The 9,845-nt window shown below is 67.3% G+C and carries 10 protein-coding genes; 8 read left to right on the top strand and 2 right to left on the bottom strand.

Annotated elements, in window-relative coordinates; translation table 11 throughout:
* Together ACFWUU_RS26825 and ACFWUU_RS26820 are read right to left on the bottom strand one after the other, a co-directional pair.
* Positions 1-506, bottom strand: a 506-nt coding sequence (locus ACFWUU_RS26825) for a low molecular weight protein-tyrosine-phosphatase (protein WP_380179285.1), incomplete at its 3' end; no start/stop codon positions are given.
* Positions 506-892, bottom strand: coding sequence for a phage holin family protein (locus tag ACFWUU_RS26820; protein ID WP_137256105.1), 387 nt, complete (start codon positions 890-892; stop codon positions 506-508). The genes ACFWUU_RS26820 and ACFWUU_RS26825, both read right to left, overlap by 1 nt.
* A 102-nt stretch (positions 893-994) precedes the next feature.
* Between ACFWUU_RS26820 and ACFWUU_RS26815 the strand changes: the two genes are divergently transcribed.
* Genes ACFWUU_RS26815 through ACFWUU_RS26780 form a run of 8 tightly spaced genes read left to right on the top strand, consistent with a single transcriptional unit; the run spans position 995 to position 9,844 of the window.
* The gene (locus tag ACFWUU_RS26815) at positions 995-2,101 is read left to right on the top strand and encodes a DUF4185 domain-containing protein (protein WP_380179283.1); all 1,107 of its coding nucleotides are present in this window, start codon (positions 995-997) and stop codon (positions 2,099-2,101) included.
* The gene (locus ACFWUU_RS26810; protein WP_202877786.1) at positions 2,098-2,805 is read left to right on the top strand and encodes a FadR/GntR family transcriptional regulator; all 708 of its coding nucleotides are present in this window, start codon (positions 2,098-2,100) and stop codon (positions 2,803-2,805) included. The genes ACFWUU_RS26815 and ACFWUU_RS26810 overlap by 4 nt, the downstream gene beginning before the upstream one ends.
* A 17-nt stretch (positions 2,806-2,822) precedes the next feature.
* Positions 2,823-4,106, top strand: coding sequence for an ABC transporter substrate-binding protein (locus ACFWUU_RS26805; RefSeq protein WP_380179281.1), 1,284 nt, complete (start codon positions 2,823-2,825; stop codon positions 4,104-4,106).
* The gene (locus tag ACFWUU_RS26800) at positions 4,103-5,029 is read left to right on the top strand and encodes a carbohydrate ABC transporter permease (protein ID WP_380179279.1); all 927 of its coding nucleotides are present in this window, start codon (positions 4,103-4,105) and stop codon (positions 5,027-5,029) included. The genes ACFWUU_RS26805 and ACFWUU_RS26800 overlap by 4 nt, the downstream gene beginning before the upstream one ends.
* Positions 5,016-5,825 (top strand): carbohydrate ABC transporter permease, encoded by an 810-nt coding sequence (locus tag ACFWUU_RS26795; protein ID WP_137256108.1) that lies wholly within the window; start codon positions 5,016-5,018, stop codon positions 5,823-5,825. Before ACFWUU_RS26800 ends, ACFWUU_RS26795 begins: the two co-directional genes overlap by 14 nt.
* Before the next feature lie 10 nt (positions 5,826-5,835).
* Positions 5,836-6,603 (top strand): SDR family NAD(P)-dependent oxidoreductase, encoded by a 768-nt coding sequence (locus ACFWUU_RS26790; protein ID WP_380179277.1) that lies wholly within the window; start codon positions 5,836-5,838, stop codon positions 6,601-6,603.
* Positions 6,600-7,814, top strand: coding sequence for an enolase C-terminal domain-like protein (locus ACFWUU_RS26785; RefSeq protein ID WP_380179275.1), 1,215 nt, complete (start codon positions 6,600-6,602; stop codon positions 7,812-7,814). Before ACFWUU_RS26790 ends, ACFWUU_RS26785 begins: the two co-directional genes overlap by 4 nt.
* On the top strand, positions 7,811-9,844 hold the full coding sequence (locus ACFWUU_RS26780; protein WP_380179273.1) for a hypothetical protein: 2,034 nt from the start codon (positions 7,811-7,813) through the stop codon (positions 9,842-9,844). The genes ACFWUU_RS26785 and ACFWUU_RS26780 overlap by 4 nt, the downstream gene beginning before the upstream one ends.
* Position 9,845 lies beyond the last annotated feature (1 nt).

Raw genomic sequence — 9,845 nt, 5'->3', positions numbered from 1 at the left:
CGCGCGTGGGCGCGCCCGGGGCGCGGCGGGTTTATGCCCCCCCCCCCGAGCTGGGCGTGGTCCCCCCGCCTTCGGGGGCCCCGCCCCCACACGCGGGTGCAGGGCCGGCGCCCCCCCCCGGGGCCCCCCCCCTTCTCGATCTGTGCGAGGACCTCGTCGAAGCCCTCGTCCTCGCCGTAGTACGGATCGGGTACGTCGTCCGCCGCGAACAGCTGTGCTGTCGTACCCCGGCGACTCAGCTCGGCGACGTGTCCCGAGTCCATGGCGAGGGTGAGGTCCGCGGCGCGCTCGAACTGGCGAGCCCGGTGTGCGCTGCCGTCGTACCCGCGCCGGCGTAGTGCGGCCGCGGCGCGGGGGTCCATCCGGTCGCCGACGTGCCAGCCGCCGGTGCCTGAGCTGGTCACCTCGACGTCGTCGATCCCGGCGTCGGCGAGCTTGGCCCGCAGCACCACCTCGGCCATCGGCGACCGGCAGATGTTCCCGGTGCAGACGATCTCGACGTGCACTAGTGAACTTCGGCCTTGTCCGGCAGGACGAGGTTGATGATCATGCCGACGACGGTGATGATCAGCGCGCCGAAGAGCGCGGCCCAGAAGCCGTCGACGTGGAACTGGACGTCGAGCTTGCCGGTGATCCAGGACGTCAGCCACAGCATCAGCGCGTTGATCACGAAGGTCAGCAGACCGAGGGTCAGGATCAGCAGTGGGAAGGACAGCACCTTCACCACGGGCTTCACGATCGCGTTCACGACGCCGAAGATCGCGGCGACGATCAGCAGCGTGAGCACGCGCTTGCCGGTGGTCGCGCCCTGCAGGGTGATACCGGCGACGAGCCAGCTCGCCACCGCCAGCGCGACCGCGTTGGCGAGCAGCCTGATGATCAAGTTCTTCATGCCCCGATCTTCCCACCCACGCGGTAGCACGAAGCCCGGTACACACCCTGATCGAACCCTAGGTCTTGACACGGAAAATGACCAAGTGATCTGATCATTTTCATGTCACGCCCACTGGTAGCAGTTGTCGCGCTGTCACTCACGGCGGCGGGCCTCGGTATGCCTGCCGCCTCCGCCACCCCGTCGAGCTGCAGCGCGGTGAGCACGAACTGGACCGCCCGGACGACGCCGCACGCTGCGCCGGAGAGCCTGCTGCACGCCTACAGCAACTCCGGGAAGGGGTGGACCGGAGCGGACAGCACGTACTCCGTCGCGCTCCCCGGCGGTCGTACGGCGTGGATCTTCTCCGACACGTTCCTCGGCCCGGTCAACCCGGACGGCAGCCGCCCGACGACCGCGCCGTTCATCAACAACTCGTTCGTGATCCAGCAGGGCAAGAGCCTGAAGACCGTCACCGGCGGTACGGCGACCAAGCCGACCGCGCTCATCCCGCCGCCGTCAGACGGCTGGTACTGGGTCGGCGCCGCTCAGACCAGCCACGCCGGCCGCGACCTGGACGTGACCGCGCTGCGCTTCGTGAGGACCGGCACGGGTCAGTGGGACTGGCACTGGGCCAGCAACTACCTGGCCCGGTTCGACACCAAGACGTTCAAGCTCAAGTCGCTCACCCCGCTGCCGTCGGCTGCGAACGTGCAGTGGTCCGGCTGGCTGCTTCGCGATCGCGGCTACACGTACATCTATGGCGTGGAGGACCTGGGCTCCTCGAAGTACCAGCATGTTGCCCGCGTCCGCGGAGACGACCTGACAGCGAAGCCGTGGGAGTACTGGACCGGCTCCGGCTGGTCCTCGGACGAGAGCGCATCCGTCCGCGTGCTCGAGGGTGTGGCCAACGAGCACAGCGTCACCCAGTTCAAGGACGGCTACCTGCTGGTCACGCATGACACCAAGGAGCTGTTCAGCAAGCGGGTCGTCGGGTACTTCTCCTGCTCGCCGACCGGTCCGTGGGTGAATCCGGTCGAGCTGTACCAGACCCCGGAGACGAGCGGGAACATCATCACGTACAACTCGCACGAGCACCCGGAGCTGCGGCGAGGGAACGAGCTCCTGGTCAGCTACAACGTCAACAGCCTCGTCAGCGACGACCTGTACGGCGACGTGAGCATCTACCGGCCGCGGTTCCTGGCCGTGACTCTGGTGGCCGCCAAGTGAGTACTCCGGGTGGCGTCGTACGCCGCAGTCTGCTGGACGATCTGGCGACGTCGATGCTCTCACTGATCGCGGACCGCAAGCTGTCGGTCGGCGATCAGTTCGAATCGGTGCGGTCCTTGGCGGAGCGCTTCAAGGTCGCCGTACCGACTGTCCGGGAGGCGCTGCGCCGGCTGGAGGCGACCGGCGCAGTGGAGCTTCGCCACGGCTCCGGTGTGTACGTCGGTCCGAACGTCGGCCGTCTCGTACTGGCGAACCCGCTGGCGCTGGCACCGAGTGCGGACCGGTTGGTCGAGCTCCTGCAGGCTCGTGCCCTGATCGAGCCACCTGTTGCCGCACTGGCCGCAGCGACGCGTGGCGCCGCGGCACTCGAGCAGATGGAACAGGACCTCAGTACTGCGGCCGAGCTGATCGCATCCGGCGACCATGCCCGGCTGGCCGAGGTGAACATGGACTTCCACCGCTCACTGGCACAGGCGTCCGGCAACGCGACCCTGGCCGAGGTGGTCGAGTCGGTGACCGTCGTGAACGCACGGGAGCAGCTGGAGATCCTGCACATCCACGGCGACCGCCAGGCCGACCTGGACGAGCACCGCGCGATCTACGACGCAGTCCGCTCCGGCGACTCGGACCTCGCCGAACTCCTCACCCGCGAACACCTGGACGGCGTACTCGCCGTCATCAATCAAAGACTTCAGCATCCCTGAGCTGGAAGGACGTACCAATGCAACGCAAGACCAACCGGAAGGCGCTGGCTGCCCTGGTGATCGCCGGCGCGCTCGCGCTGTCCGCCTGTGGAGGCGGCGGGGCGGCTGCCCCGAAGAAAGTTGAGGACAAGCCGGTCGACTCGCTGAAGTTCTACAACGACAAGGGTGGCTGGAAGGACGCCTTCACCCAGGTCGGCGCGGCCAGCAAGAAGGACGTCGGGGTCGGCATGGAGCCGGTCGGGTACTCCGACTCGAACACGTACACCGCGTTCATCCGGTCGTCGTTCCGGACCAAGGAGAAGGCGGACCTGTTCACCTGGCACACCGGCAAGGAGCTTCAGGATCTGGTGGACCAGAAGCTCGTCGCCGACACCACCGACCAGTGGACCAAGGCGGTTGCCGACGGCAACATCCCCGAGCAGCTCAAGCAGTACTTCACCTACGGCGACAAGCAGTACTGCGTGCCGCTGAACGCCGGCTACTGGGTGATGTACTACAACAAGGCCGTCTTCAAGAAGGCCGGTATCACCAAGACGCCGACGACGTGGGCCGAGCTGACCCAGGTCGCGGACAAGGTCAAGGCGATCGGCGTGAAGCCGTTCTACCAGACCAACATCCTGTTCTCGTTCGTCTGGTTCGAGACGCTGCTCGCGGGCAAGGACCCCGACCTGTACGACCAGCTCGCCGCAGGTAAGGCGAAGTACACCGACCCTGGTGTGGTCGATGTGATGAACGAGTGGAAGAAGATGATCGACGCCGGGTACTTCAGCGACCCGGGATCGAAGACCGAGCCGCAGGCGCAGCTGAAGAACGGCGACGTCGCGATGATCAACTTCGGCACCTGGTTCAGCGGCAACCTGAACACGCTGAAGATGAAGGCCGGCACCGACTACGACTTCTTCGTGATCCCGAACGTGAATCCGTCGCTGCCGAAGACCTCGATGATCTTCGAGACCGGACCGGTCTGCTCGGCCGCGGCCAGCGACCACGCCTCGACGGTGAAGAAGTGGACCGACTGGTGGGTCACGCCGCAGGCGCAGACCGCGTGGGCGAACTCCCGTGGCGACCTGTCGTTCAACCCGAAGGCCGAGGTCAAGGACCCGGGTCTGGCGAAGCTGAACAAGGACGTCGGTGGTGACGGGTACCGGCTGATCAACCGGTGGTTCGAGGCGACGCCCGTACCTGTCGCGAACAAGGCGCTCGAGGTGTTCGGCGCGTTCGTGACCAAGCCGGGCGACCCGATGCCGGGCCTGCAGAAGATCCAGGCCGAGGCGGACGCGTACTGGGCCAAGCAGAAGTGACTTCCACGATCGAACGGCCACCGGCGAAGGTCCGGGCGAGCACGCAGCGCCCGGACCGGACCGGGGCCCGCATGGCGCCCCTGTTCGGACTGCCTGCCGCCGGCGTGGTCGCACTGCTCCTGTACCTGCCGTTCCTGTGGACGACGTACGTCAGCTTCACGCAGTACGACGGACTGGCGTCCCCGGTCTGGTCCGGGCTCGCGAACTACAAGGCGATGTTCAGCGACCCCGATCTGACCGGGGCGCTCGTCAACACGCTGCTGTGGGTCGTCGGGATGGTGACTCTGCCGGTGGTACTCGGACTGCTGATCGCAGTACTGACCTACGGGCACAAGTGGGGCACGTGGCTGCGGCTGCCGTTCCTGCTGCCGTATGCGATCTCCGGTGTGGCTGTCGGCGTCATCTGGGGCTTCGTACTGCAGCCGGACGGCGCACTGGGTCAGGCACTCGGCTTCTTCGGGCTCCCGGGTGCTCACACCGGATGGCTGCAAGCAGGTCCTGGCAACACGCTGATGATGATCGTGGCGGTCACCTGGCAGGCGGCCGGTGTGAACGCGTTGCTGTTCGTGGTCGGGCTGCAGTCGATCCCGGGCGAGCCGCTCGAGGCTGCGCGGCTGGATGGTGCGGAGGCGTTCAGTCTCTTCCGCCACCACCTCTGGCCGCAGCTCCGGCCGATCACCACCGTGGTCATCGGGTTGTCGATCGTCGGCAGCCTGAAGACGTTCGACGTGGTCTGGGTGATGACGCAGGGCGGTCCGGGTACGTCGTCCGAGACGCTCGCGCTGTCGATGTACAAGGAGACCTTCGTGCTGAACGACTACGGCCAGGGTGCGGCGATCGCGCTGTTCCTGAGCCTGGTCACGTTCGCGGCATCGATCCTGTACCTGCGCTACCAGTTGGGGGATGCCCGTGAGCAGGGTTAAGACGCCGTTCCTCATGGTGCTGGGCCTGATCTGGCTGGCGCCGGTCTACCTGCTGATCGTCAATGCATCGAAGTCGGTCGACGGGTACGACGCGAAGACGGTCTGGAAGCCAGCCGGTTTCTCGCTGTTCTCGAACTTCGGGGACGCGTGGAGCAAGGCCGCGCTCGGCGACACGCTGGTCGCGACGACGATGTACAGCGTGATCGCGCCGGTGCTCGCGGTGCTGATCGGCGCGGCCGCCGGGTACGCGATCGTCGTACTGCGGTTGAAGCGTGGGTTCCTGTGGTTCGTGTTCATCTTCGGCGGGACGATCTTTCCACTGCAGATGATCCTGATGCCGCTGTTCTCCGGCTACGCGAACTCCGGGCTGTACGACACGCGCGTCGGGATGATCATCGTCTACACCGCGATCAGCGTGCCGTTCTCGGCGTTCGTGATGCGCAACTTCTTCACCGGGATCGCGCGGAGTGTGTTCGAGGCCGCGGTGGTCGACGGTGGCGGGCTGTTCCGGATCTTCCGCAGCATCTACCTGCCGATGGCGGGGTCCGCGCTGGCCGCAATCTTCATCCTGCAGGCCACCTTCGTGTGGAACGACCTGCTGCTCGGCCTGACGCTGAGCCAGTCGGATTCGGTCCGGCCGATCATGCCTGCGTTGACCGGTCTGCAGAGCACGTACGGCGGTGCCGCGTTGCCGACTGTGCTGGCCGGCGGTCTGCTGGTTTCGCTGCCCACTGTGATCTTGTTCCTTGCCGCGCAACGCTTCTTCTCCCGGGGCCTCGCCCTCGGTCAGTTCTGAAAGGACGTGTATGAGTAGCCGCACAGTCGTGGTCACCGGTGGTGCCGCCGGGATCGGACGGGGTGCAGTCGAGCGGTTCGTCGCCGCGGGGGATCGGGTGGTCGCGCTCGATCGGGATGCCGCTGCGCTGGGCAGCCTCGAGGCGGAGCTCGGTGAGCTCGTGACCGGGCGTGCCATCGACGTCGCCGACCGGGCGGCCCTCGCCGCGATCGCCACCGAGGTCGGACCCGTCGATGCGCTGGTCTGCGCCGCGGGAGTCCAGCGATACGGGACCGTTGTGGACACGCCGTACGCCGTCTACGACGAGGTGATGGCCGTGAACGTCGGGGGTGTGTTCTTCGCCTGCCAGGCGTTCGTGCCGAAGTTGCCGCGGGGCGGGAGCGTTGTGGTGGTGGCCTCCGTACAGGCGTATGCGGCGCAGAAGAGCGTCGCGGCGTACTCGATGGGGAAGGGCGCTTTGCTCAGCCTGGTGCGGGCGATGGCTGTGGACCACGCCGATGACGGGATCCGGGTGAACGCGGTGTGTCCCGGGTCGGTGGACACGCCGATGCTGCGGACCTCCGCGGCGCAGTTCGGCGGCGGGCGGTCGACGGACGACGTGGTCGCCGAATGGGGGCGGTCGCATCCGCTCGGCCGGGTTGCGACCCCGGAAGAAGTTGCCGAGGTCATCTATTTCTTGTCGTCGCCGGCCGCGTCGTTCATGACCGGTGCGGACGTCAAGGTGGACGGCGGGTTGACCGCCGGGCTGCCCGTCGTACTGCCGGAGGACGCCAAGTGAAGATCGTCGACGTACGCGCGACCACGGTCACGATGCCGCTCGAGGCACCCCTACGGCACAGCAACGGGGCGCACTGGGGACGCTTCGTACGGACCGTGGTGGAGGTCGAGGCCGACAACGGGCTGATCGGCCTGGGCGAGATGGGCGGCGGCGGGCAGAGTGCGGAGGCCGCGGTCGCCGGTTTGAAGCCGTACTTGCTCGGGCACGACCCGGCTCGGACTGAGGCGTTGCGCTGGATGCTGGCCAACCCGACCGCGAGCCTGTACAACAACCGCACTCAGTTGCTCGCGGCAATCGAATTCGCCTGCCTCGATCTACAGGGTCGCGAGCTCGGCGTGCCCGTACACGAGCTGCTCGGCGGTAAGGTGCGGGACACGGTGCCGTTCGCGAGCTACCTGTTCTTCCGGCACCCGAACGACGACGGCACCGCCGAGATCCGGACCGCGGAGCAGTTGGTCGCGCATGCGCGGGAGCTCGTCGACGAGCACGGGTTCAGCGTGCACAAGCTCAAGGGCGGCGTGTTTCCGCCGGACTACGAGCGTGAGTGCTTTCGTGCGCTGGCCGAGGCGTTCCCGGGGCATCGCGTGCGGTTCGACCCGAACGGCGCGTTCGGCGTCGAGGAGGCGATCCGGTTCGCACGCGGGATCGAGGACCTCGACAACGACTACCTCGAGGACCCGACCTGGGGCATGAACGGGATGCGGCGCGTTCGCGAGAACACCCCGATCCCGCTCGCCACCAACACCGTCGTGGTGAACTTCGAACAGCTCGCCGCCAATGTGCGTGATCCGGCGGTTGACGTGATCCTGCTCGACACCACGTTCTGGGGCGGGATCCGGCCGTGCATCAAGGCGGCCGGCGTCTGCGAGACCTTCCAGCTCGGCGTGGCCGTGCACTCGTCCGGCGAGCTGGGCATCCAGCTGGCAACGATGCTGCAGCTCGGCGCCGTCGTACCGAACCTGTCGTTCGCCGCGGACGCGCACTATCACCACCTGCGTGACGACATCATTGCCGGCGGCAAGCTTCCGTACGTCGACGGCGCGATCGCCGTACCGGATGCGCCCGGGCTCGGCGTCGAGCTGGACCGCGACAAGCTGGCCGAGTACGCCGAGCTGTTCCGCGAACTCGGCCCCTATCCCTACGACCGCGATCCGGCGCGCCCGGACTGGTACCCCCTGCTGCCGAACACCGATTGGGCCGACCCTTCATGACCATCCCTCGCTCCGCCGACCTGGCCAGCGACGTCCTCACCCACACGTACGACGACATGTTCAACCCGCCCGGGCTGACGAACTTCCTCGGTACGGCGCAGGTCGACCACGACGTCGTCGCGATCCGCAGCGTGAACTTCCCGCCGTACTCGCACGGCGACACGATCACCGCGCAGCTGTACGTCGACGGGCGGCTGGCGCGCTCGTACGGCGGGACGGTGGAGGTGGTGTGGCGGCCGGACTGCGTCGTACGCTCCACCACCGTTGACGGTCTCCACATCCGCACCACCACTGCCTGCGCTCCGGGTCGCCCGGCTGTCGTCGTACGGCTGGAGGTGTCTGGCGCTGCGGGGCGGTCCGTGCGGCTGGGCTTCGCGTTGGAGAGCACTGCGACGCGCTCGCCGGATGGCTGGCTGCGCCCCGAGCCGCCGTCGGAGCCCAACACGCTGTCTGTGGTGGACAGCCGCGTCGCAGGCACAGGTGCTTCTGGCTCGGCGGCCAGCGTGCAGGGGCTCGATGTGCCCAGCACGGTGGACAGGGCCATGCTCGAGACGACTGTTGAGCTGGATGCCTCCGGTGAGGCGCGGCTGTCGTACGTGCATGTGCTGGCGGGGTCGTTGGAGGAGGCAACGGAGCACTTCGACGTCTGCGTGGCCGACGTACCTGCGGTGCTCGCTGTCGCCGAGAGCATGTGGGACGTGGCGCTGGCTGACGCGTTCGACCCTTCCAGTGAAGGCTTCAGTGGGTCCCTGCCCGTTCTGGAGACGTCCAACGAGGCGCTGCAGAAGCTGTACTGGTGGGGCGTGCTCGGGGTCATCTGGTTCCGGCGGGACAACCCGGCGAGTGTGCTCGGGCGGACGTACGACACGTTGATGCCGCGGTACTGGCAGACGACGACGTTCATCTGGGACTACAGCTTGTCGTCGTTGACGCATGCGCTGCTGGACCCGGAGCCGATGCGGAAGCACATCGAGCACTGGATCGACCTCGACATCCACGAGCACTTCGGTACCGAGTGGCTGACCGGTGGACCGGTCGGGCAGTGGTACTCGGTGAACGACTTCGCGATGACCCGCCTGGTGCGCGACTACGTGCGCTTCACCGGTAACGAGGCGTTCCTGGACGCCACGGTCGGCCCCAAGGCAGTGGGCGAGCACGTGCACGACTGGGCGACCGCCTGGCGCGGTCTGCGTGGTGAGCATGCGCTGGCGGACTACGGCGGCATCGACAACCTGCTTGAGTGCGTGAGCAGCTACGTGCACGAGGTCGCCAGCTTCAACGCTGCGAACGTGTGGTGCATGCGGGTCGCCGCTGAGATCGCGGACCGCTCCGGTGACTCCGACCGTGCCGCGTTGCTGCGCAAGGAGGCCTCGGCGCAGGCCGGCCACGTCAACGAGCTGTACGTCGAGGGCAAGGGCTTCTGGCACGCACGGCAACCGGATGGCTCGCTGGTACCGGTACGGCACTGCTACGACTTCAACCTGATCGGTACGACGATGCCGGACGACCTGTCCGAGTCGCAGTGCGCGGAGATGGTGTCGTTCTTCCAGCAGGAGCTGCAGACGCCAACGTGGATGCGCGCGCTGTCGCCGTACGACGCCGACGCTGCGTTCAGCGTCCGCCCGGACCACCAATGGAACGGTGCGTACCCAGCGTGGCCGGCGGATGCGGGTCGCGCGCTCTTCGCCCTCGGCCGCGGCGACGTACTGCTCGACTGGCTACCAGGTCTTGCGAAGACGGCCAACCAGGGCCCGTGTGGGCAGGCGCATTTCGTCGAGGAGGCGCAGCCGGCGATGGCCGGCGGAGCACGCAAGTCCCCGCCGCAGTTCCCGTACCTGATCGACTGGTCCTGCTCGTCGTCCGGCGCCTGGGTCAGCCTGGTCCTGGAGGGCATCTTCGGGATCGAGGTCGCCCTGGACGGAACAGTCACCGCCAACCCACAGGTCAGTGCCCTGGACCCCGACGCCCGGCTGACCGGTCTCCGAGTCGGTTCGACGACGTACGACGTAACGGCCGACGGACTGGTCTGAG

Origin of the sequence: Kribbella sp. NPDC058693 (assembly GCF_042715335.1) — a bacterium.
Lineage (GTDB): Bacteria > Actinomycetota > Actinomycetes > Propionibacteriales > Kribbellaceae > Kribbella > Kribbella jiaozuonensis.
This window is presented reverse-complemented; position numbering and strand designations above follow the sequence as displayed.

Bases quoted from the DNA above. Each gene is read 5' to 3' on its own strand.
- ACFWUU_RS26805 (WP_380179281.1), top strand. From the start codon at position 2,823: ATGCAACGCAAGACCAACCGGAAGGCGCTGGCTGCCCTGGTGATCGCC.
- ACFWUU_RS26820 (WP_137256105.1), bottom strand. From the start codon at position 892: ATGAAGAACTTGATCATCAGGCTGCTCGCCAACGCGGTCGCGCTGGCG.
- ACFWUU_RS26815 (WP_380179283.1), top strand. From the start codon at position 995: ATGTCACGCCCACTGGTAGCAGTTGTCGCGCTGTCACTCACGGCGGCG.
- ACFWUU_RS26790 (WP_380179277.1), top strand. From the start codon at position 5,836: ATGAGTAGCCGCACAGTCGTGGTCACCGGTGGTGCCGCCGGGATCGGA.
- ACFWUU_RS26780 (WP_380179273.1), top strand. From the start codon at position 7,811: ATGACCATCCCTCGCTCCGCCGACCTGGCCAGCGACGTCCTCACCCAC.